Origin of the sequence: Amycolatopsis sp. NPDC026612, from assembly GCF_040638285.1 — a bacterium.
Classification (GTDB): Bacteria; Actinomycetota; Actinomycetes; order Mycobacteriales; family Pseudonocardiaceae; genus Amycolatopsis.
Window position 1 is genome coordinate 96,712 of the sequence record NZ_JBEZYB010000010.1, and the last position, 21,228, is coordinate 117,939.

At 68.7% G+C, this 21,228-nt stretch carries 20 protein-coding genes and 4 tRNA genes; 11 read left to right on the forward strand and 13 right to left on the reverse strand.

All coding sequences use genetic code 11. The annotated features are described in order from the left end of the window. Positions 1-38: 38 nt before the first annotated feature. From AB0F15_RS13360 to AB0F15_RS13385, 6 genes are all read right to left on the reverse strand, one after another. The gene (locus AB0F15_RS13360; protein ID WP_360269620.1) at positions 39-569 is read right to left on the reverse strand and encodes a MarR family transcriptional regulator; all 531 of its coding nucleotides are present in this window, start codon (positions 567-569) and stop codon (positions 39-41) included. 74 nt (positions 570-643) lie between these two features. Then, complete coding sequence (locus AB0F15_RS13365; RefSeq protein ID WP_360269622.1) at positions 644-1,186, reverse strand: HIT domain-containing protein; 543 nt, start codon at positions 1,184-1,186, stop codon at positions 644-646. Beyond that, positions 1,183-3,210 carry a threonine--tRNA ligase gene (gene thrS, locus AB0F15_RS13370; RefSeq protein ID WP_360269623.1) on the reverse strand — a complete coding sequence of 676 codons (2,028 nt, stop codon included), beginning with the start codon at positions 3,208-3,210 and terminating at the stop codon, positions 1,183-1,185. The genes AB0F15_RS13365 and thrS overlap by 4 nt, the downstream gene beginning before the upstream one ends. A 131-nt stretch (positions 3,211-3,341) precedes the next feature. After that, the gene (locus AB0F15_RS13375) at positions 3,342-3,956 is read right to left on the reverse strand and encodes a malonic semialdehyde reductase (RefSeq protein ID WP_360269625.1); all 615 of its coding nucleotides are present in this window, start codon (positions 3,954-3,956) and stop codon (positions 3,342-3,344) included. Positions 3,957-4,123: 167 nt separating this feature from the next. Further along, a complete protein-coding gene (locus AB0F15_RS13380) occupies positions 4,124-5,647 on the reverse strand; it encodes a sugar transferase (protein ID WP_360269626.1) in 1,524 nt (507 codons plus the stop codon). Positions 5,648-6,446: 799 nt separating this feature from the next. Beyond that, positions 6,447-6,518: transfer RNA gene (locus AB0F15_RS13385), tRNA-Val, on the reverse strand. A gap of 390 nt (positions 6,519-6,908) precedes the next feature. Between AB0F15_RS13385 and AB0F15_RS13390 the strand changes: the two genes are divergently transcribed. The 4 genes from AB0F15_RS13390 to AB0F15_RS13405 all read left to right on the forward strand — a co-directional run bounded on the left by AB0F15_RS13390 (position 6,909) and on the right by AB0F15_RS13405 (position 7,725). Next, positions 6,909-7,334, forward strand: coding sequence for an SsgA family sporulation/cell division regulator (locus AB0F15_RS13390; protein ID WP_013227152.1), 426 nt, complete (start codon positions 6,909-6,911; stop codon positions 7,332-7,334). A gap of 148 nt (positions 7,335-7,482) precedes the next feature. Beyond that, positions 7,483-7,555, forward strand: a tRNA-Gly gene (locus AB0F15_RS13395). Between the two features lie 23 nt (positions 7,556-7,578). Further along, positions 7,579-7,649 (forward strand) — tRNA-Cys (locus tag AB0F15_RS13400). Position 7,650: 1 nt separating this feature from the next. Next, positions 7,651-7,725: transfer RNA gene (locus AB0F15_RS13405), tRNA-Val, on the forward strand. Positions 7,726-7,775: 50 nt separating this feature from the next. On the opposite strand, the gene AB0F15_RS13410 is transcribed toward AB0F15_RS13405, so the two are convergent. Together AB0F15_RS13410 and AB0F15_RS13415 are read right to left on the reverse strand one after the other, a co-directional pair. After that, a complete protein-coding gene (locus tag AB0F15_RS13410; protein ID WP_360269765.1) occupies positions 7,776-8,987 on the reverse strand; it encodes an integrase in 1,212 nt (403 codons plus the stop codon). 156 nt (positions 8,988-9,143) lie between these two features. Beyond that, the gene (locus tag AB0F15_RS13415; protein ID WP_360269628.1) at positions 9,144-9,476 is read right to left on the reverse strand and encodes a helix-turn-helix domain-containing protein; all 333 of its coding nucleotides are present in this window, start codon (positions 9,474-9,476) and stop codon (positions 9,144-9,146) included. A 229-nt stretch (positions 9,477-9,705) separates the two neighbouring features. Between AB0F15_RS13415 and AB0F15_RS13420 the strand changes: the two genes are divergently transcribed. The 4 genes from AB0F15_RS13420 to AB0F15_RS13435 all read left to right on the forward strand — a co-directional run bounded on the left by AB0F15_RS13420 (position 9,706) and on the right by AB0F15_RS13435 (position 12,509). After that, positions 9,706-10,137 carry an Lsr2 family protein gene (locus AB0F15_RS13420; RefSeq protein WP_360269630.1) on the forward strand — a complete coding sequence of 144 codons (432 nt, stop codon included), beginning with the start codon at positions 9,706-9,708 and terminating at the stop codon, positions 10,135-10,137. Between the two features lie 727 nt (positions 10,138-10,864). Then, positions 10,865-11,128, forward strand: coding sequence for a hypothetical protein (locus AB0F15_RS13425; protein WP_360269632.1), 264 nt, complete (start codon positions 10,865-10,867; stop codon positions 11,126-11,128). Positions 11,129-11,137: 9 nt separating this feature from the next. Then, entirely contained in the window at positions 11,138-11,689 is a 552-nt protein-coding gene (locus tag AB0F15_RS13430; RefSeq protein ID WP_360269634.1) for a hemerythrin domain-containing protein, read from the forward strand. A gap of 1 nt (position 11,690) precedes the next feature. Beyond that, positions 11,691-12,509, forward strand: coding sequence for a family 1 encapsulin nanocompartment shell protein (locus AB0F15_RS13435; RefSeq protein WP_360269635.1), 819 nt, complete (start codon positions 11,691-11,693; stop codon positions 12,507-12,509). Between the two features lie 59 nt (positions 12,510-12,568). Here AB0F15_RS13435 and AB0F15_RS13440 read toward each other — a convergent pair whose 3' ends face one another. The 5 genes from AB0F15_RS13440 to AB0F15_RS13460 form a co-directional block, all read right to left on the reverse strand. Beyond that, on the reverse strand, positions 12,569-13,705 hold the full coding sequence (locus tag AB0F15_RS13440) for a glutathione-independent formaldehyde dehydrogenase (RefSeq protein ID WP_360269637.1): 1,137 nt from the start codon (positions 13,703-13,705) through the stop codon (positions 12,569-12,571). A gap of 132 nt (positions 13,706-13,837) precedes the next feature. Next, entirely contained in the window at positions 13,838-15,130 is a 1,293-nt protein-coding gene (gene nhaA / locus AB0F15_RS13445) for a Na+/H+ antiporter NhaA (RefSeq protein ID WP_360269639.1), read from the reverse strand. Between the two features lie 382 nt (positions 15,131-15,512). Continuing rightward, positions 15,513-16,805 carry an ArsB/NhaD family transporter gene (locus AB0F15_RS13450; protein WP_360269640.1) on the reverse strand — a complete coding sequence of 431 codons (1,293 nt, stop codon included), beginning with the start codon at positions 16,803-16,805 and terminating at the stop codon, positions 15,513-15,515. A 19-nt stretch (positions 16,806-16,824) separates the two neighbouring features. Then, entirely contained in the window at positions 16,825-17,271 is a 447-nt protein-coding gene (locus tag AB0F15_RS13455; protein WP_360269642.1) for a CBS domain-containing protein, read from the reverse strand. 39 nt (positions 17,272-17,310) lie between these two features. Continuing rightward, a complete protein-coding gene (locus AB0F15_RS13460; RefSeq protein WP_360269643.1) occupies positions 17,311-18,537 on the reverse strand; it encodes a cation:proton antiporter in 1,227 nt (408 codons plus the stop codon). Positions 18,538-18,761: 224 nt separating this feature from the next. On the opposite strand from AB0F15_RS13460, the gene AB0F15_RS13465 reads away from it, so the two are divergent. From AB0F15_RS13465 to AB0F15_RS13475, 3 genes are all read left to right on the forward strand, one after another. Beyond that, on the forward strand, positions 18,762-19,430 hold the full coding sequence (locus tag AB0F15_RS13465) for an SAM-dependent methyltransferase (RefSeq protein WP_360269645.1): 669 nt from the start codon (positions 18,762-18,764) through the stop codon (positions 19,428-19,430). Continuing rightward, a complete protein-coding gene (locus tag AB0F15_RS13470) occupies positions 19,427-19,618 on the forward strand; it encodes a hypothetical protein (protein WP_360269647.1) in 192 nt (63 codons plus the stop codon). Before AB0F15_RS13465 ends, AB0F15_RS13470 begins: the two co-directional genes overlap by 4 nt. 206 nt (positions 19,619-19,824) lie before the next feature. Further along, entirely contained in the window at positions 19,825-21,216 is a 1,392-nt protein-coding gene (locus tag AB0F15_RS13475; protein WP_360269649.1) for an amino acid permease, read from the forward strand. Positions 21,217-21,228: the final 12 nt, after the last annotated feature.

Here is a 21,228-nt window from a genome sequence, read left to right on the forward strand (position 1 = left end):
ATCGACCCACGTGCGCGCCCCCGACGCGCCGTCCCGGGTCAGCCCGATTTCGTGAGCCGGACGACGTCGGCTTCGCGCTCCCTCGCCTCTTCGGCGGCCACCGCGGCGGCGCACTTCGGCGACAGCTGACGGCGGATGGCCGCGCTGATCTCCCCCAGCGCTGTCACCTGCTCCGGCGTCAACGGATCGAACAGGCTCTCCCGGACAGCTTCGACGTGCCCGGGCGCGGCCGCTTCGAGCGCGGCGAAGCCGGCATCGGTCAGCACCGCCCAGGCGCCGCGCTTGTCGGTCGGGCACGCCTCGCGGCGCACCCACCCGTTCGCCTCCAGCCGCGCGACGGCGTGGGAAAGGCGGCTGCGGGACGCCTGCCGGGCGTCGGCGAGCTCGCTCATCCGCAGGCGGCGACCGGGTGCTTCCGACAGGGCGACGAGAACCTCGTAGTAGGTGTGCGGCATGCCCGAGTCGTGCTGCAGCTGGCCCTCGAGGTGCGCGCTGAGCATGCGGGTGGCCAGGTTGAACTCACGCCAGACGCGCTGTTCGTCGTCGCTGAGCCATCGGGTTCCGGACATAACTCCAGCATACTCCCGGTTGAACCCTCAATCAGGAGTTTTCGCCGGGTGGTCCAGACGACCGCGGCCGTGCTTCACCAGGCGTCGGCCAGCAGGTCCCGCGTCTCCCCCAGCAGCTGCGGGAGCACCTTCGTCTGGCCGATGATCGGCATGAAGTTCGCGTCGCCACCCCACCGCGGCACCAGGTGCTGGTGCAGGTGCGCCGCGATGCCCGCGCCCGCGATGTGGCCCTGGTTCAGGCCGATGTTGAACCCGTGCGCACCGGACACCGCGCGGACGACCTTCATCGCGTGCTGCGTGAACTCGGCGACCTCGCGCGTCTCTTCCACCGTCAGCTCGGTGTAGTCCGCGACGTGCCGGTACGGCACCACCATCAGGTGCCCCGGGTTGTACGGGTACAGGTTCAGGACCGCGAACACGGCGTCGCCGCGGGCGACGATCAAGCCGGTTTTGTCGTCGAGCGACGGGATCCGGCAGAACGGGCAGCCGGGCTCCTCGTCGCCGTCCGGCTTGTCCTGGCCCTTGATGTAGGCCATCCGGTGCGGGGTCCAGAGCCGCTGGAACGCGTCCTGGACCCCGACTCCCTGCTGCTCGACGAGCTCGGGACCGTCACTCACTGAACGACCGTCTCCAGCGCCTCCGCCGACGGCGAAGCGTTTTCGCGGCGCTCGATCCACGCGGCGATCGCGTTCACCGCCGCGTCCACCGGCACGCCGTTGATCTGGCCGCCGTCGCGGAAGCGGAACGACACCGCGCCCGCCTCGACGTCCTTGGCGCCTGCCAGCAGCATGAACGGCACCTTCTGCGTCGTGTGCGTGCGGATCTTCTTCTGCATCCGGTCGTCGCTCGCGTCGACCTCGGCGCGGATACCCTTGGCGCGCAACGCCTTCTCGATGCCCTGCAGGTGCTCGACCTGGTCGGCGGTGATCGGGATGCCGACCACCTGCACCGGCGCGAGCCACGCCGGGAACGCGCCCGCGTAGTGCTCGGTCAGCACGCCGAAGAAGCGCTCGATCGAGCCGAACAGCGCGCGGTGGATCATCACCGGCCGCTGGCGGGTGCCGTCCGGTGCCGTGTACTCGAGTTCGAACCGCTTGTTCTGGTTGAAGTCCAGCTGGATGGTCGACATCTGCCAGGTGCGGCCGATCGCGTCCTTGGCCTGCACCGAGATCTTCGGGCCGTAGAACGCCGCGCCGCCCGGGTCCGGGACCAGCTCGAGGCCGGAGTCGACGGCGGCCTGCCGCAGCGTTTCGGTGGCCTCCTCCCACTCCCAGTCCTCGCCGATGAACTTGTCGGAGTCCCCCCGGGTGGACAGCTCGAGGTAGAAGTCGGAGAGGCCGTAGTCGGCGAGCAGGTCGAGGACGAACTTGAGCAGCGACCGCAGCTCGCCCGGCATCTGCTCCTTGGTGCAGTAGATGTGCGAGTCGTCCATCGTCAGCCCGCGCACGCGGGTGAGGCCGTGCACCACACCCGACTTCTCGTAGCGGTACACCGTGCCGAACTCGAACAGCCGCAGCGGCAGCTCGCGGTAGGACCGCCCGCGCGAGCGGAAGATCAGGTTGTGCATCGGGCAGTTCATGGCCTTGAGGTAGTAGTTCTCCTCGTCGAACTGCACCGGCGGGAACATCGTGTCCGCGTAGTAGGGCAGGTGGCCGGAGGTGTGGAACAGCTCGCCCTTGCTGATGTGCGGGGTGTTCACGAACTCGTAGCCGGCCTCCTCGTGGCGGCGGCGCGAGTAGTTCTCCAGCTCGCGGCGGATGATGCCGCCCTTCGGGTGGAACACCGGCAGGCCGGAACCGATCTCCTCGGGGAAGGAAAAGAGGTCGAGCTCGGCGCCGAGCTTGCGGTGGTCGCGGCGCTCGGCCTCGGCGATGCGCTCGAGGTAGGCGTCCTGCGCCTCGGTGGATTCCCACGCCGTGCCGTAGATCCGCTGCAGCTGCGGGTTCTTTTCGCTACCCCGCCAGTACGCGGCGGCGACGCGGGTCAGCTTGAACGCCGGGATGAACTTCGTGGTCGGCACGTGCGGACCGCGGCAGAGGTCACTCCAGACACGTTCCTTCGTGCGCGGGTCGAGATTGTCGTAGATGGTGAGTTCGCCCTCGCCGACCTCCATCACCTCGGAAGTGTCCACTTCGGACTTGAGGTCGACGAGCTCGAGCTTGAACGGCTCGTCCGCCAGTTCCTTCTTGGCCTCGTCGACGGAGTCGAAAACGCGGCGGGAGAACTGCTGGGCGCCCTTCACGATCTGCTTCATGCGCTTTTCGAGCGCCTGCAGGTCCTCCGGGGTGAACGGAGTGTCGACGGCGAAGTCGTAGTAGAAGCCGTCCTTGACCGGCGGGCCGATGCCCAGCTTGGCGGCCGGGAACTGCTGTTGCACGGCCTGGGCGAGCACGTGCGCCGCCGAATGGCGGATGACGCTGCGCCCGTCCTCGGTGTTGGCGGCGACGGGTTCGACCTCGGCGTCGGCTTCGGGAGCCCAGGCGAGGTCGCGCAGCTTCCCGTCGGCGTCGCGGACTACGACGATCGTGTCTTCGCCCTTGGTCGGCAGGCCGGCCTCGCGGACCGCCGCGCCCGCCGTAGTGCCCGCCGGTACCACCACACGGAAGGCGGCCACGGGGGAAACGGGGGGCGACTGGGACACGATGGCTCCTCGAACTTCAGCGACAAAGACGACGCCGTCGATGCTAGTCGTCGGCCCGCGCGGGCCTCACGCGCGTCCGCGAACGCCGGACGGGCCGCCTCCGTGCCCGGAAGCGGCCCGTCCGATCGAGGTCAGAGAGTTTCGACGACCTGGTCGAAGTCCAGCCGCGGCAGGCGGTCGAACCACGGGTTCTCGCCCGGCTTGCCGACGTTGACGACGACCAGCGAGCGCCACTTCTTGCCCGCGAAGAACTCGTCGTCGACGCCCTGGGCGTCGAAGCCGGTCATCGGGCCGGCGGCCAGCCCGGCGGCGCGGACGCCGATGATGAAGTAGCCGACCTGCAGCAGCGCGTTCAGCTTCGAGAACTCGACGCGGCCCTGCTCGTCGGCGAAGTTGTCCTTGACCCCCGGTTTGTGCGGGAACACCTGGGGGATGTTTTCGTGGAAGTCGACGTCGGCGGCGAGCACCACGGTCAGCGGGGCGGCTTCGGTCTTGTCCCGGTTGCCCGGGGACAGGTGCGGGAGCAGGCGGGCCTTCGCCTCGGCGGTCCGGAGCACCAGCGCGCGCAGCGGCTGGGTGTTCATCGACGTCGGGGCCCACTTGACGAGGTCGTAGATCGCGCGGACCTGTTCCTCGGTCACCGGCTCGGAGCTGAAACTGTTGGCCGTCCGCGCCTCGCGGAACAGCAGGTTCTGCACGTCCGCGGGAAGCTGGAGGGCCTCGGTCTGCTCGGCAAAGGTGGTCATGGGGCTGGGGTTCCTTCCATGGGTCGGTACCCAGCACAACCAAGTTGAGCGTTGAACTATTTCGCGCTCGGCCGTTTGGCCCCGGTGAAGCAGGTCACGGCCGCCGGCTCCCCGCGGCGGCCGTGTCCGCCGGGGAGCCGGCGGCCGTGGGGCGCGGCGGAAAGCGGTCAGTAGGCGCCCTGACCGCCCATCACCGCGCGGAACGTCTTCCAGAGGATCACCAGGTCCAGGGCGAGGGACCAGTCCTCGACGTAGCGCAGGTCGAGCCGGATGCTCTCCGCCCACGTGAGGTCGCTGCGCCCGCTGACCTGCCAGAGCCCGGTCAGGCCCGGCTTGACGAGCAGCCGGCGCCGGGCGTCGGGCGCGTACTGCGCGGTCTCCTCGGGCAGGGGCGGCCGCGGTCCGACGAGCGACATCTTCCCGGACACGACGTTGAACAGCTGGGGCACCTCGTCGAGCGAGTACCGGCGCAGGAAACCACCCACCCGGGTGATACGCGGGTCGCGCTTCATCTTGAACAGCGGGCCGGCGCCCTCGTTGTCCTCCGCCAGGGTCTGCTTGATCGCGTCGGCGTTGGTGACCATCGTCCGGAACTTGAGCATGGTGAACGTCGCGCCGTCACGGCCCACGCGGCGTTGCCGGTAGATCACCGGGCCGCGGTCGTTCAGCTTGATCGCGACGGCGATCACCAGCAGCAGCGGGGACAGCAGCGTCAGCAGCAGCGCCGAACCGCAGCGGTCGGCGATCTCCTTCACCACCCGGCGGCCCCCGGTGAACATCGGCGCGGTGACCCGCAGCAGCGGCATGCCGAGCACGCCGGTGACGTTGAGCCGGGGCCCGGCGACCTCCATCAGCACCGGCGCCACGACCATCTCCGCGCCGGTGCCCTCCATGTCCCAGGCCAGCCGCTGCAGCCGCTTCGGCGTCCAGTACTGGTCGGCGGTGATCGCCACGACCCGGTAGCCGCCGCGCCGGACGTGCCGGGACAGCTCCTCCAGCCGCCCGACCACCGGGACGCCGTCGATCTCGCCGCTGTCGCGGTCCTCACCGTGGCCGGAGAACGTGCAGGCGGCCTCGACACGCCAGCCGACGTGCACCTCCGAGCGGGTGCGGGCGATCAGGTCGGCTACCGTCTCCGGGCTGCCCGCCGCCATCACCGGCAGCAGGCAGAGTCCCTTGGCGCGCTTGCGGTGCAGCACCTGGCGCAGCAGGTACCGCTGCGGGAAGGCCACGAGCGCGATGGCCGGGACCACGATGAACACCCAGACCTGGACCTCGAGCGCGCCGAACAGCAGGCCGCCCAGTGCGACCAGGACGGCGGCGGTGAGGAAGCCACGGCCGAGGGTGCGGTACTCCTCCGCGCCTTCGCCGAGCACTCGCGGACTCCAGGCGCGGCTGGCGGGCAGCGAGACGAACACCGCGAGCATCGTGCCGAAGGCGTGCATGTCGTGCGGGGCAACGCGATCGATGACGAACGCGCTGATCGCGATCACCAGCAGCGTGATGAACACATCGCTGCCGATGACCCAGGCTCTGTACCGCGCTTCCCAGGCCGCGGGCCACGCCTTGGCCGACGGGCCACCGGCGTCGTCGCGGAGGCCGTCCCGCCGGACGGGACGCGGGATGGCCTGGAGGTCGATGTGCGGCGGTGGCTGGCTCACCGTGTACGAAGGCCGCACCGACTCTTCCATCTGACCTCCCAGGAATTGGACCGAGTTGATCCGCGGGCACGCAGCGTCACCGAAAACGATTTCGGAGAGTCACTACATCTCAGTAGTCGCGCAGAGCCCGCGGAGACTTCACACGGCAGGTTATCGGCGACTCTCTCGGCAGTGTTACAAGGATTTCCAGCCACATGCTGTGCGACTTCCCCGCCAGAAAATCGCCGGAAGATAACGAGGTGATGACGATGCGTAGTAGGGCGTATCCCCGTCAAAATTACTTTCCGTGACCAACAGGGCCATGCCCGCACCCGGGTGGACCAAGCAGGGCCGAACGGCCGAGCGGGCCGCCTGGAATCTACTGTGGACATTGCACGGCCGCAATCGTCCATAATGGACCAGAGGGGGCCGCGTCAGCCGGCGCGCGGACCCGCGTGGCCGCTCGTGGCGACCGACGGTGACATTCGTCGCCACACCGTCACGCGCAGCGGTTTTGTCACACGTGTCCTCGCGTGCTCGGGCGGACGTGACGTGCCGAGGATCACAGCGGACCTCCCGCAGGGTGGCGTTCGACAGAAAACTGCCGCAGCGGCAGGATTCGAAAGCAGTTCCGGCGGGCCCGGCGGCGGAGGCGCGAACTGCTCTCTCCAGCTCATACGGATGATCCGAACGGATCGTTCACTCCGTTTTGGGGCGGCGACGCCCGCACGAGGAGGTCCGGCGCCGAAATGTGCCTCGGCCTGCGGGCGCGGAGGCAAGCCTCGCGACCGGACACAGCAAAAGAGCCCTGCCTGCGTCTCGGCAAGCAAGGCTCTCTTCACGACTGGAGTGGGCGATACTGGGATCGAACCAGTGACCTCTTCGGTGTGAACGAAGCGCTCTCCCGCTGAGCTAATCGCCCGCCCGCGGTGTTGTGAAGGACTCTAGCCTACGACTTTAGGGCGCATGCAAACGGGTGGTCCTCGGCGACCACACTCCGCTTACCGGCGAGTACGGAACGCACAACCCCGAGCTAGCCGGGGTTGTGCCGGCAGGGGGCCGCCCGACACCACGTTCGACACCCGTGCGACGGTGCTATCGCCCGGCGGCTAAACCGCGCAGTATGGAGGCGTGGGTCCCACGGGGCGTGCCGGTCAGTTGCGCGCCGTGGGTGATCACGGGTGAAGACGGGGGCCGATGAGCCCGGACGGGTGATCTGCGGCGCACCCGCGACGGATTCGGCCTCCTGATGCGTCCCAGTGGTGATGCCCTCGGCCGGGCCGGGCCGGGAAGGGAGACGAAGGGTAGGACGATGCGCAACGATCACGTGACGCTCCGCTCGACGGCGGTCTTCGACCTGCTGGCGCCGCGGACTCCCGCGGTTCCGGTGAAGGTGGAACTGCGCTACGACACACGCGACCCGTACGCGGTCGTCGCCGCCTTCCGCACCGGCCGCGCAGGCTGGGTCGAATGGGTCTACGCGCGCGACCTCCTCGCGGACGGCCTCCTGGCCGACGCGGGTGACGGGGACGTCCGCATCCGCCCCTCCGTCGAAGACCCCGAAGCCGTCCTCATCGAGCTGAACTCGCCCTCCGGGCACGCCATGTTCGAGGCGTCCGCCCAGGAGCTGGCCGACTTCCTCGACCGGACCTACGACGTCGTGCTGCCGGGCAACGAGCACCTGTGGGTCGACGTCGACGACGCGCTCACCCACCTCATCCCGCACGATCTGGCCTGATGACGGGCTTGCAACGGCGGCTTGCAACGGCACAGTGACACCCCGGTGTCGGGCCGGTTTTCGGGTCCGATATGGTTTTGACACACCACGGCGACGGGGTGAGGGACGAAGCCGAGGCTCCGGACCTCCCGAACCGCAGCCGGGAAGTGCGGATGTAGCGCAGCTGGTAGCGCATCACCTTGCCAAGGTGAGGGTCGCGGGTTCGAATCCCGTCATCCGCTCGGTAGGCTCTCGAGCCTGGCACGGTGGAGTGGCCGAGAGGCGAGGCAACGGCCTGCAAAGCCGTGTACACGGGTTCGAATCCCGTCTCCACCTCGCGCGATTAGCTCAGCGGGAGAGCGCTTCCCTGACACGGAAGAGGTCACTGGTTCAATCCCAGTATCGCGCACCACATGTTTTCGCAGGTCAGAAGCCCTGCCCCTCCCCGGAGGGGCGGGGCTTCTACTCGTCAGTCGGCGACGATCCGGCGATGGCCCCGGAGCCCGGCCCGATCGCCCGCCGGGACCGCAGGTGCGGGAACCACGACACCAGCTTCGCCCGTTCCCCCGGGTACAACGACGCCAGAGACCGCAGCCAGCGTTCCTCCAGGACGTCCAGGATCTGATTCACCATCGCCGGCGTCACATGGTCGTAGACCCGGGCGATGCCCTTCATCTTCTGCCCCAGCCGCGCCCGCCGAGCGACTTCCGGAATCCCGTCCTCGGTCAGCCAGGTGCTGTGCGTGTGCCGCCCTTCGTGGAAGGTGAAGGTCGGTAGGATCGGTGGCCGCTGCTCTCCCGCGCCCGGGTCGTCGAGTTCGACGCCGTCCCACGCCGGCCGCCAGAAGCGGATACGGAAGTTCGACCGCCTCCACGGATGCCCCTCCGGCGTACACAGCACGAAGGGTTCCCGATGGCTGTCCATCAGCTCCTCGTACAGCACGGCGATACCGGGTGGCAGTGCCACGAACCGCGTCCCCGCAGGAGTTTTGGTGCGGCCCTTCTTGGGGCGAGAGTTCCCCCGCCGGGTCGGCGGGCGGCTGCAGCCCTCCGAGTGATGATCATCACTCTTCCGGCCTCCTTTGTAGACCTTCCCGCTCACCTCCTTCAGCGGCATCCGGATCTCGATCCCCCGCCGCTCCGAGTCGTACTCATGGCGCTGCTGCCCGACAAGTTCACCCCATCGGGCGCCGGTATAGAAATCCATCAAGCACAACACGAACCCCGACATCCCGAGACCCAGCTCGTAGAGCCGCATCGCGGCCCGCAGCGCCTGGGCCGGCGTGGCCACCAGCCGCTCGGCATCGAACTCACCCTTCGACACCCGGACACCGCTGCACGGGTTAGCCGGAATCATCCGCGCCCGGACAGCGGCGTTGAGGATGGTCGAGAACAACGCGAAGTACGACGACACCGACGACTCGGCGTAGTCCTCGTGCAGCTCCGAGAGCCACCGCTCGATCTCGACGTACCCGTTGAAGATCGCGACCAGTGGCCATGCCTTCCACTGCGGGAGCAGCTGGGTGTCGAGGAATGACCGATACTTCGCGACCGTGTTCAGCTCGAGCCGTGGAGCCACCGCCGCCAGCCACTCCTCGGCGAAGTCGTCGAATCGGGTTTCTCCGTCGCGTGGGTCCAGCCACAGGTTCCGCCGGATCAGCGCTTCCTGCTCCAGCCCCCACTCCTCGGCCGCCTTTTTGGCGGGGAACCCTGACCTGCTCCCCCACGTCCCGTCGGGACGCTTGTACCGGGCACGCCACTCACCCGTGCCGGGCTCTTCCTGGCCGTGGGCCATCCTTCACTCCTCTTCTTCTCTGGTACTCCGCCCGCCTTACGCGGCGCGGAAGTCCTGGGCAACGTCCGCAACGGACACCCGCCGCCGCGGCGGTTTCACCGGCGCAGCGGCCAGCCGCACGATCTCGGCGACATCGCCACGGGTGAACCGGTAGTGCTTGCCGAACCGGTGATGCGGCACCGCACCGGTGGCAGCGTGGTCCTTCAAGGTCCTCGGCGACAGCTGCAGCAACTCCCCCACCTGCTCCGCGGTGAGCAGCGCATCCGGGTCTTCCGGCGGTTCGGGCGCGGCAGCACGAACCGCCGCAGCGAGTTCCTGAATCGCGGCCGCAACGTCACCGAAGTACTCCAGCCTCGCCTCGGCTTCCATCACTTTCTCCTTTGCCTCTTTCGATAGCCGATCAACTCGAACTCAAGGGAAGTGTTCGCCGTCGCATACAACCATCCATGCCGACACGGGCACGAGCAGTCAACGGTCTCTCGAAAGAAATACAAAGAGCCTCGTCAACAGACGTACCCGGCGATCGCAGGCGATTGCACGACGCTACTATTGGACGCATCCAGTACATTCACCAACGACCCGAAGAAGGATCGACGACATGACCAAACGAATCTCTATCGAGATATCCGACGACACGGACGGCAGCCACGCCGACCAGACTGTCCCTTTCGGACTCGACGGCGTGACCTACGAGATTGACCTTTCCAACGCGAACGCCGGCGCGTTCCGCGCGGCGATGGAGCCGTACGTGACGGTCGCTCGCCGCACCGGAGGGCGCCGCATCAAAGTGGCCGTCGGCCAGTCGACTGACGACACAAAGCAAGAACCGAAGACGAGCACGGACTACGCGGCGACTCATGACATCCGCGCCTGGGCCCAACAAAACGGATACGAGGTAGCCGACCAAGGGCGAATAGCGAAGTCGGTCGTCGAGGCGTACCACTCATCTCGCCTGGACGACAGCCCGAGTACCGCTCCGAAATCCCGGACCGGAACGGCAAAGAAGCGACGACCCAGGAACAGCAAATGATGCCAACCAATGAGCAGCACACCGAAGAAGCCAGCATGAAAAATCTCATCTCGATCTCCGAAAGCAGCGGTTGGTACCTAGTACGGCACCACTAGCGCTTCTAACTCCGAGTATGAGCACCGATGGAGACAAGCGGTGCCCAGTCTTCCGACGCGGCGAACCGGCCGATTCACGGTCTGCCCGTCACCGTCCTCCCCGCGCACCCGGGGCCCCTGGGAGGCTGGCCATGGCTGCGCGTTGCTCCTCTCGCGTGCCGGACTGGGTCGAGCCCATCAACGCTGGTCAAGGCCGACGGCGGCCGTCTCCGCAAAGAGCCAACTGGACGTACGAGTACAAGCTGGACGGATACCTGGCCTGCATACAGGTCGCCGCCGCGCCGTCCCGATGGCAAGAGGAGACCACACGACGGCCACCGAGTCCCGAGCGGCGACGTGCTCAGCGCATCTGGGCGCCGGCGACGGCACCCGCCCGAAGAAGCACGTCGCCCCCGCCGGACTGCTGTTCACCACCGTTGAGTCCGCCATCGGGTCCGGTCGGCCCTCCGGCACCGTGAACGCCGCACCGCCGTCTCGGTCACGCTGCCCGCCCACTTCGTGCTCGTCAACTTCGTCGCAGTGGCCTTCGACGGCGCTCACCGCAACGCACCCGTTCCTGCTCAGCCGCACGGCGTGCGGATCGTCGCCTGCCCCGCCCTGTTCTCGACCGACCTGACATCTAATGGACGGGGGTGCGGCCCCATCGGAAGCTCTTCGTCGTCATCCTGGCCGGTTATGTCCTCCTTTCTGGCCCGGCGGCTCACCCAAGGCACCTCTCGCCGGAAGTACCGGTCGTGATCCCCGAAGGCGACGAGCTCGGCTACGCGCTGGCCACGGCTTGCGGAGCGGCACTCGACGCCCCGAGCTGCTGGTGGCGCAGCCACTCCTTTCGCAAGCGTTCCGGGCCAGTCCCGGCCGGCGTGCTTCGGGTTTGCGATCACGCGCCACCGGGGTAGGAATGCGGCATGGCCGACATCACCAGCCTCATCCTCGACGACCACGACTGGTTCCGGCGCCAGTTCGCCCGGCTCGACGACCTCACCGACCCGTCCGACCTCGCCGAGGTCTGGCAGCCCCTGGCCGACCTGCTCGACGTGCACGCCCGCGCCGAGGAGGAGATCTTCTACCCCCACCTGCTGCGCCGCGGTGAAGACGCCGAAGACGAAACGCTCGACGCGATCGGTGACCACAACGACATCCGTGACGGCGTTCACGAAGCCGCCCTGCATCCCGTCGGCAGCACCGCCTGGCACGCCGCGGTGAGCAAGGCCCGCTTCGCCAACAGCGAGCACATGGCCGAAGAAGAGGACGAAGGCCTCGCCGACTTCCGCCGGCACGCCGATCCTGGGCTGCGCGAAGAACTCGGCCGCCGGTTCGTGGAGTTCAAGCGGCAGCACGAAGGCGCCCGCGACCTCGACGTCAGCGACCTCGACCCGCAGGAGTACGTCGAGGACAAGCTCGGTCACCGTCCCACCGACGCCTCGCTCGGCATCGGCAGCCTCAAGGAACAGGACTGACATGAACCACCTGATGCGCGACCTGGCCCCGATCACCGACGCGGGCTGGAAAGAGGTCGACGCCGAGGCCAAGGAGCGCCTGCAGGCGCACCTCGCGGCCCGCCGCCTCGTCGACGTCGCCGGCCCACACGGCTGGCGCCACTCGGCCACCGACCTGGGACGGACCACCACCCTCCCCGCCGACTCACTGGCCGACCTGGGCGCCGGCGCGGCGGTCCGGCAACGGCGGATCCTGCCGCTGACCGAGGTGCGCGTGCCGTTCACCGTGTCGCGCGCGGAGCTGGACGACGCCGAGCGCGGCGCCGACGACCTCGAGTTCGACGACCTCGACCGCGCGGCGAAGCAAATCGCGATGATCGAGAATCGCGCCATCTTCCACGGCTGGGCCGCGGCCGGCATCACCGGGATCACCGAGAGCAGCCCGTACGACACACCGTCGCTCGGCGACGACCCCGACGCCTACCCCGGCGTCGTCGCCCGCGCGGTGGACACCCTGCGCCAGGCCGGTATCAAGGGACCGTACGGGCTCGCGATCGCTCCGGAGGGCTACACCCGCATCGTGGAGAGCACGGAGCACGGCGGCCACCTGCTTTTCGACCACCTCCGGCGGGTGCTGGGCGGTGGCAACGTGGTCCGCGCGCCCGGGCTGGACGGCGCCCTGATCGTCAGCTTGGACGCCGGCGCCTTCTCCCTCGAGCTCGGCCAGGACCTCGCGGTCGGCTACAGCCACCACGACGCCGGCACCGTCACGCTCTACCTTGAGGAGAGCTTCAGCTTCCGGGTCGTCGAAGCGGACGCCGCCATCGCACTGACCAGCTGACCGCACGGATCGCCTCGCCGGCGCGGCCACCACGTCGCCGGCGAGGCGGCTTTCCGTGGCTACGGCCGGAGCAGCACCTTCGTCCAGCCGTCTTCGCGGTGGTCGAACCGGTCGTAGCCCTCGGCCGCCTGCTCCAGCGGCAACTCGTGCGAAACCAGGAACGACGGGTTCGCCCGGCCGGTGATGATCAGGTCGCGCAGCCGCCGGTTGTACCGCTTGACCGGGCACTGGCCTGTGCCCATGCGCTGCCCCTTCATGAAGAGCGTCCCGTAGTCGAACCCGATCCGGCCTTCCTTGGCGCCTTCGGTCGCCGCACCCGGGTCCTGCGGGACGTAGACCCCGACCACACCGATCCCGCCGGTCGACCGCACCGACTTGACCAGGTTGTCCAGTACCAGCTCGGGGTGCTCCTGACCGGAGTGGTCGTGCGCCTGGTAGCCGACCGCTTCGACACCGCAGTCCGCGCCCTGCCCGCCGGTGGCGGCCATAATCTGCTCGACCGGGTCCGCCTCGCCGAAGTCGATCGGGAGCACCCCGATCTTCTCGGCCATCGCCAGCCGGTCGCGTTCCTTGTCGACCACGTAGACCTCGGCGGCGCCCCGGATCACCGCACTGTGCGCGGCCAGCAAGCCCACTGGCCCCGCCCCGAACACCACCACCCGGTCCCCCGGGCGCATCCCGGCCAGCTCCGTGCCGTGCCAGCCAGTCGGGAAGATGTCCGACAACATCGTGAAGTCGTTCTCGTACTCGGTGCCCGCCGGCAGGTCGAGCAGGTTGAAATCGGCGTAGGGCACCCGCAGGTACTCAGCCTGGCCACCGTCGTACGGTCCCATGTTCGCGTAGCCGTACGCGGCGCCGTCCATCCCCTCGGCCGGGTTCACCCGCAGGCAGAACGACGTCCAGCCCTCCAGGCAGTTCCGGCACGTCCCGCAGGCGATGTTGAACGGCACCGACACCCGGTCCCCGACCTTCACCCGGGTGACGCCGGAACCGATCTCGACCACGACGCCCATGTTCTCGTGGCCGAGGATCTTGCCCTCCTCGACTGCGGTCCGGCCCTCGTACATGTGCAGATCCGAACCGCAGATGTTCGTCGTCGTGATCTTCACGATCGCATCCGTCGGCTGGTCGATCACCGGATCGGGTACCTCGCGCACTTCCACCTGACGCGGGCCCTGGTACACCACTGCCTTCATCTCGACTCCCATTGATCGCGCAACCGGACTCCGGCGCGGCTACCCGACGTGCCTCGCGGTAACCCCCGAGGCTGCTCTGTCGTGTCGAGCCGCTGCAATGTGATGCGAGAGTGACTGTCGTGCAGGCCGATGTCAGTCCTCGTGCTCGTGCACGTCCGGCATACCGTCTTGATCGGAATCGACCGACTCTTCGGCACAGATCCGCCGGTGGGCCCGGTTGCGGGCACCGAGGATGGCGGTGGCGATCAGCCCGGCGAGCAGAGAGCCCGCCAGAATCGCGATCTTGGCGTGCTTGTCGCTTTCGGTGCCTGAGCCGAAAGCGAGGTCGCCGATCAGCAAGGAGACGGTGAACCCGATGCCTCCCAGCACGGCCAGCCCGATGACGTCGGTCCAGGTGAGATCGTCGTGGAGCTCGGCGTGGGTGAACCGGGCGACGAGGTAGGTCGCGCCGGAGATGCCGATGGTCTTGCCGAGCACGAGCGCGAGCACGATGCCCAGCGCGACGGGATCGGCGAGCGAGGTCGCCAGATCACCGAAGCCGCCGATGGTGACGCCGGCGGCGAAGAACGCGAAGACCGGCACCGCCACCGCGGCGGAGATCGGCCGGAACCGGTGCTCGAAGTGCTCCGCCAGGCCCGGTCCGTTGCCGTGCTTGCGGATCACCGGCACCGCAAAGCCGAGCAGGACTCCCGCCACGGTGGCGTGGATCCCGGATGCGTGCACCAGCGCCCACGTCGTCGCGGCCAGGGGCAGCAGCAGCCACCATGACCGCACCCGGCGCTGCACCAGCAGCGTGAACGCCGCCAACGGCAACAGCGCGAGCAGCAACGGGCCGACCGACAATTCGCGGGTGTAGAACACAGCGATGATCACGATGGCGAGCAGGTCGTCCACCACCGCCAGCGTGAGCAGGAACGTGCGCAGCGCGGCGGGCAGGTGGTGGCCGATCACGGCCAGTACGGCCAGCGCGAACGCGATGTCGGTGGCGGTCGGGATCGCCCAGCCGCCCAGCGCGGCGGAGTCGCCGAGGTTGACCACGGTATAGACCAGGGCCGGGACGGCGACCCCGCCGACGGCGGCGGCGACCGGAACGGCAGCACGGCGCGGGTCGCGCAGATCGCCCGCGACGAACTCGCGTTTGACCTCCAGGCCGGCGACGAAGAAGAAGACCGCGAGCAATCCGTCCTCGGCCCAGGCGGACAGGGTGAGATCCAGGTGCAGGGCCGCGGGTCCGATCCGGACCTCGCGCAAAGCCTCGTACGAGTCCGACCAGGGCAGATTGGCCCACCCGAGGGCCAGGACGGCGCCGACGAGGAGCAGGACTCCGCCAACGGTCTCCTTGCGGAGGATTTCCGTGACGCGCTGGGTCTCGGGCCACGATCCTCGATCCAGCAGCCGGACGGGACGTGCCTTGCCGTTATGCACGGGACGCCGAGACGTGCACGGTGACGGCGGTCATGGGTTCATCCGGGTGTCGTTCGGCTCGGTTCGCCGACCAGGCTTCCCGGCACCCCACGAGGCAACACCTCGACAGGGACATCCTATCGATCGTCCTTCCGTCCTCGCCGACCCGAAACCGGGGCGGGCCGGCTGTCCGCTCGAGGGCGGCGCCGCGGGTCAACCGCGTCGAGAGCGAAGCCATCGACCCGCCGAGCACAAGCAAGGAAGCGATGGAAGCCTCCGAGCTGCTCGCTACCGTTCCTGTCGCTGCCGAGCCCAGCGCAGTGCCAGCACGGCAGCCAAGAACACCCCGATCAGGGTCACTGCGGTGACGAGGTCGTCCATCGGTGGCCTCCTGGTGCCGAGTTCAGGCGAAAACGAAGTAGCGCAGCCACAGGTAGGGCACAGCCACCAGCACCGTGATCACGGTGACGACCGCGCCCTTCTTGGTGAACTCCCAGAACGAAATGGGTGAGCCCGACCGCGCCGCGATGCCGAGCATCACGACGTTGGCGCTGGCGCCGACGGCGGTCATGTTGCCGCCGAAGTCGGCGCCGATCGCCAGTGACCACCACAACGCCTCGGAGTGCGCCGGGTCCGGGATGTCGTTGGTGAGCGCCAGCACCAGCGGGCTCATCGTGGCCACGTACGGGATGTTGTCGATGACACCGGACAGCAGGGCCGAGACGACCAGGATCAGCATGACCGCGAGCAGGGCGTTGCCGCCGGTGGCGTCGGCGGCCAACCGGGCGAGCGTCCCGATCACGCCGGTCTTCACCAGGGCGCCGATCATGATGAACAACCCGGCGAAGAACAACAGCGTCTCCCACTCGACGCCCGCGAGGTACTGCTTCGGCTCGGTCCCGGAGAGCAGCACCAGCACGCCGGCGCCCAGCAGCGCGACGACCGACGGCTCGATGTGGATCACCGAATGCAGCACGAACCCGGCGAACACCGCAGCCAGCACGACTCCGCACTTGATCAGCAGCTTGGGCTTCTGGATCGCTTCCCGCTCGTTCAACGCCATGACGTCGGCCACCCGGGCCGGATCGACGGTGAACGAGCCGCGGAACAACCGGGGCAGCACCAGGGTGAAGACGACCAGCTCGATCGCCACGATCGGGGCCAGGTTGACCAGGAAGTCGTTGAACGCCAGCCCGGCGCGGCTCCCGATGATGATGTTCGGCGGATCGCCGATCAGGGTCGCCGTGCCGCCGATGTTGGAGGCGAGCACCTCGGCGATGAGGAACGGGACCGGTTTGATGTCGAGGCGGTCGCAGACCAGCAGCGTCACCGGGGCGATCAGCAGCACGGTCGTCACGTTGTCCAGGAACGCCGATGCCACCGCGGTGATCAGGGACAGCAGGATCATCACCCGCACCGGGGATCCCTTGGCCCGTTTGGCCGCCCAGATCGCGACGTATTCGAAGACGCCGGTCCGCCGCAGGATCCCGACGATGATCATCATGCCGAGCAGCAGGAAGATGACGTTCCAGTCGATCCCCGTGTCCTCGGAGAAGAACGCGTCGTCCGCCCCGCTGATCCCGAGGGCCAGTACCACCCCGGCACCGGCCAGCGCGGCGACCATCTTCGGGATCTTCTCGGTCGCGATGAAGACGTAGGCGATCACGAACACGGTGACCGCGATGGCGGTGCTCACGCCACCGCCCCCGTGAGGGTCAGTGCGGCTTCAGCGCCAGCTCCAGCAGCCGCGACGCCGAGATGACGCCGATCAAGGTCTTGTCCTCCATGACCGCGACCAGCGGGCACCGCAGCCGGGCCATCATCGCGGCGACCTCGACGATCGTGTCGTCGGAGTTCACCCGCGGCAGCTCCGTGGTTTCCTCCGGCAGCAGGGACCGGACGGTCTTGCCACCGAGTTTGTCGGCGACCCGGTCGGCCATGGACTCGTTGAGGACCCCGGCCAGCGAGGGGTCGTCGCGCACGTAGCTCGGTACCAGGAACCGCACCACCTGCGAGGCGGGCAACACCGACTGCGGGCACCCGGTCTTGTCGGTCACGACCAGGCCGGGCAACCGTCGTTCGGCGAGCAGCCGCGCGGCCTCGAGCGCGTCGGAGTCCAGCTCCACGACCGGGTATTCCTCGGCCATCTGGGCGGCGTGCATCGTCCCAGCGTACGACGTCCCAGGCGGGGGCGCCGGGGTTCATGGGCTTCTCCTGTCGGTTTCTTGACGGTCCTCGTCACGGGTGGCGTGGCCGGTGGGCAGGTTGTCCGGTGGCTCGACCCGCAGCGCCTTCGCGATCGGGACGTCGGTGGAGGAGTGCAGCACGATCGACAACGCGATCGTCACGGCGACCAGGTCGAACACCAACTCGCTGTCCGGGATGCCGGACTGCAACGCCAACAGCCCGTACACCACCGACGCGAACCCTTTCGGCCCGAACCACGCGGCGGTCGACCGTTCCCGCCCGGACATCGGCGTGCGCAGCAGCGACAGCAGCACCGCGGCCGGCCGCACCAGCACGATCGCCAGCACCGCGACGACCCACGCCCCCACACTCAGGTGCGACAGCCGATCGGGCGTGATCAGGGCCCCGAACACGAGCAGCGCGGCGAACTTCGTGATTTCCGACAGCAGGTCGCCGAGCGGTTCGAAGTGCTCGGCGGCGACCTTGTCGAGCGTCGCGAGCGTCGCGCCCGCGGCGAACGCGGCCAGGTACGGGTTGGCGTGGGTGAGGTGACAGCCGGCGTAGAGCATCACGGCGATCGCGAGCGGGCCGAGAGCCTGCAGCCGCGGCTCGGCGGTGAGGACCTTCAGCCGCCACGCCAGGCACACCAGCGCGGGCACCGCGATACCCAGCACCAGGCCGAGGACCAGCTCGATCGCGACCGTGCCCAGGTCGGACTCGGTGTGCGCAGCCGTGGCCAGGAAGATCAGCACGAACGGCAGTGCCAGACCGTCGTTGAGGCCGGACTCGACGTTGAGCAGCCGCCGCAGCCGCAGCGGCACGTCGTCGCGCCCGACGATCGCCGCGGCGAACACCGGGTCGGTCGGCGACAGGATCGCCCCGACCAGCAGCGCGGTCGGCCAGTCCAGACCGACCAGGAAGTGTGCCGGCACGGCGACGCCGATCATGGTCAGCGGCATCCCCAGCCCGAGGGCCCGCCCGGACAGCCGCCAGCCTTCCCGCAGCGCGGGCAGGCTGGCCCGCTGGCCGTCGGTGAACAAGACCGTGAACAACGCGATGTCCGCCAGCGCGGTCACCAGCGGATCGCGCGGGTGGATCTCGACCAGCCCGAACCCGCCCTGTCCGATCAGTGCTCCGGCCAGCAGGAACAACAGGGCCGTCGACAGGATCGTGCGGGCGGCGACACCGGACAGCGAGACGCTGATCAGCAGCACGACACCGAACGCCAAGATGAGTGCCATCGGACTCCCACGGGTCGGTCCAACCGCCCGCCGCCCGGGCCGGACGCGGACAGGCCGACCAGACTTCCCGGCACTCCTCGCGTAAAGATGCCGCAAAGACGGTCCCGGGGCAAACCGGAAGCCACCGATCTCGTTGTGTCGACGGTCACGGCTGCCTGACCGGCTGGTTCACCTCCGTCGGCCGATGGCGGAGCTCGCCCTCTGGCGGTCCCGATGGTCGTCATGTGGGTGCGGCCGATCAACCTGTTGCTATCGTCGTCCCCGGTGTGCCGGGAAGCCTGGTCGGCGACGTTTCGACGACCGAGGAGCACGCCATGCCAGCCGGAGCGGATCGGACCGCCGTGGGTCCGATGGTGATCGTCGCCGTGGAGCAGTTCGAACCCTCCCCACTGATCCATGACCCGTGGGCGGCCGAACTGCTGCCGTTGAGCGGCCGCTTGGCCGTCAGGCTCGCGAAATGGCCGGCGGCGCGGCGGTCGACGGTCAAGGCGACCGAGAAGAAGATGCTTGGGCTGTGGGCGAGCATGCTGTGCCGCAAACGCTACATCGACGACAAGCTGGGCGACGCGGTCCAGGACGGTATCGAGGCAGTCGTGATCCTCGGGGCCGGGTTCGACACCCGCGCGTACCGGGTGCCCGGCCTGGCCGGGATCCCGGTGTGGGAAATGGACCTCCCGGCGAACATCGCGCGCAAAGAGGCAGCGCTGCGCCGGTGTTTCGGCCGCGTACCGGAAGGCGTGACGCTGGTGCCGGTCGACTTCGAAACGCAAGACCTGCACGCCGAGCTGATCCGGCACGGGTATCGGCCAGGCTCACGCACGTTCGTCGCGTGGGAAGCGGTTACGCAGTACCTGACCGAGGCCGGTGTCCCGTCTATCGGGAGTTCGTCGTGAAGCGGCGGCTGTGGCGATTCGGCATGGATCCCGCGCAGGTCGCTGGTCTGCTGGCGGAGTACGGCTGGACCGAGCACGAGCAGCTGGGACCGCGGGAGTTCACCGACCGCTATCTCGAACCGGCCGGCCGGCGGTTGCCGGTCTCGGAGATCGAACGCTCGGTGTACGCCGTCCGTGCAGGCAGCTGACCCCCGCTTACCTCGCACTCATCCGGCCCGGGGTTCCGGGATTTCAGAACACCCGAACCGGTCGGGCGGCGTAAAAACGGCGCGAATCCCAGATCGCCGGGGCACTGCGGTGACCTGGGTTCTGTCAGGGTGACCGCCAGCAGTCACATCGGTTACTGCGTAAAGATCCGCGCCAGCCGCTTGACATCGATGGAGGTAGCTCCGCCTTGACCCCGACCGCCACCGCACCACGCCGGGCGACCAGCAGACCGATGCTGCTGTTCGCGTTCGCCTTCGCCGTGATGGCCGACCCGGTGTCCTCGGTCGCCTACGCCATCGAAGCCGCCCTGCGGGCCCTGCACGGCGACCTCGCCCTGCTGCTACCGACCATGGCACTGGTCGTGGCGATCGTCGTGATCGTGATCGTCAACTACCACCAGCTCGTCGCCCGTTACCCCCAAGGCGGCGGCGCCGCGGCCGCCACCGGCGAGGCGTTCGGCGAGGCCACCGCGTTCATCCCGATCGGCGCGCTGATCGTCGACTTCGTCCTGACCATCGCCATCAGCGCCGCCGCCGGCGCATCCGCGGTCATCGCGTTCTTCCCCGACCTCGCGAACCTGCGGATCCCGATCGCACTGCTGCTGGTCGCCGGGGTCGCCGGCGGCACCTGGTTCGGCCACCTCGGCCGGACCGTGTTCGCGGTGATGACCGTCGCGTTCATCGCTCTCGCCGTCGCCGTGCTGATTTCCGGGCTGTTCGTCACCCCGCACCCGGTCGGGGCCACCAGTACCGATCCCGGGCACGCGCCGCCGCTGGCGGTCGCGCTCGCCTTCCCGGTCGCCATGGCCCTGGCCACCGGCATCGAGGCGCCGTCCTCGGCGATCGCGCAGCTTGGCCAGCTGGACGACCCCGGACGCCGCCGCTTCGGCCGGGTCACGCTGTGGCTGACCCTCGGCGTCGTCGGCACGATCACCCTCGGCCTCACCGCCCAGGCCGTGCGCCTCGGCATCGGTGTCCCGCACGAGAACACCACGCAGATCGCCGAACTTGCGCGTGCCGCCACCGCGACCCCGGTGTTCGCCGCGTTCCAGTTCACCACCGCGCTCTTGCTGCTGTCGGCGGCGAGCTCGTCGTTCCAGGCCGGACCGGGCCTGTTCAAGGCACTGGCCCGCCACCACCACCCGGACGGGTCGATGACCGGCATCCTGCCCGCATTGCTCGGCCGCACCAACAGCCACCACACGCCGTACTGGGGCGTCGTCGTGTTCATGCTGGCCGCCGCCGCGGTCACCGCCGCCGCCGGCGGACGCGACCAGGAACTCGTCCTGTTCTACGCCGCTTCCGTGTTCGTCAGCTTCCTCGCCGGACTCTTGGCAATGGCCCGCTTCTCCTGGCATGACCGCCGGATCGGCTTCCTCGCGATCAACCTCGTCGGCGCTGCCGCGGTCGGGTTCACCCTGGTGGTCAACCTGACCCGGGGCGACCCGATCATCTCGATCGCCGCCGCACTGCTCATCGCCGCCGGGCTCTACACCCTGTGGGTCCGCTCCGGCCGGCCGCGCGGCATCCGCAACATCGCCGCCGAAGCCGAACACGAAGAAGACGCGAACGTCCACTGAGGACAAGAGGTA